General features: G+C 48.7%; 1 protein-coding gene. It reads left to right on the forward strand.

Going from position 1 to position 917, the window contains the following annotated elements:
- The first annotated feature begins 410 nt into the window (after window positions 1–410).
- Window positions 411–830, forward strand: a complete 420-nt coding sequence (locus EXE45_RS16995; RefSeq protein ID WP_137695028.1) for a PH domain-containing protein — start codon at window positions 411–413, stop codon at window positions 828–830.
- The last annotated feature ends 87 nt before the right edge of the window (window positions 831–917 follow it).

Raw genomic sequence — 917 nt, forward strand, 5'->3', positions numbered from 1 at the left:
CGGCCGCGGCGTCGAAGCTCTCCTCGCTCGTCCCGATCAGCGTGATCTTCTTGAAAACCATTGATGTATTCACCGTGTTCTTATCCAGCGCACGGTTACGCGCACCGGATACAAAGAGGTCAGTCCCCGGTTGAATATATTTTCCCCCGGCGAGGATCGCTTAGGTGAACAGGGTTCACAGGGGTTCACCCTACTTTGTTTGTATATATGACTCTCTTCTTTCTCTCTCACTATTCTCCTAAGTTGAGGAAATGCTGTGAACCCTGTGAACACCGGCACTAATTGAGGGTAAACGCCACGGTGGCGCTATCCTTAACCAACATTGAAGATTCGGAACCCACCGGCGTTGGTTAAGATTAACCGAAACAAACCTCCCAAATCACTAAGTGTATTGATAGAAATACGGGAGTATGTCGAACGGTGTGCCTTCTGCCGACGGCGTAACCCTACTTGAGGGTGAAGAGGTGCTTCATAATATCCGACCGTCATGGTCAAATTGGGCCGGGTGGATCATTGGGTCAATCTTCCTCATGTTCATTGGAATTGGTTTTATTACCATTTTTGTCCCGATACTGGCCCGGTATAATTCCAGATACGTTGTTACAACCGAACGGGTGATTCAAAAGACGGGGATACTGGGTTCATCAACCAACGAATATCGGATTGAGGATATTCGCCAACTCCAAACAGGAGCCTCTTGGAGTGAGAAACTAATCGGTCATGGAAACATCCAGTTTTCATCGGGAACCGGCGCGTCGCTTGTTACCTTCGCTGGTGTTCCTAATTACGATGAAATAGCCAACACGATCCGGGAGCAACAGCGTAACTAATTGCTATCGTTCGGAGTATTTCCCAACCCCTCAAGGTCTAACTCCGGGTGATAGTATATCTCGCCCGTCTCTTGTCGTCGCTTCAGG

Origin of the sequence: Halorubrum sp. SP9 (assembly GCF_005435015.1) — an archaeon.
GTDB lineage: Archaea > Halobacteriota > Halobacteria > Halobacteriales > Haloferacaceae > Halorubrum > Halorubrum sodomense.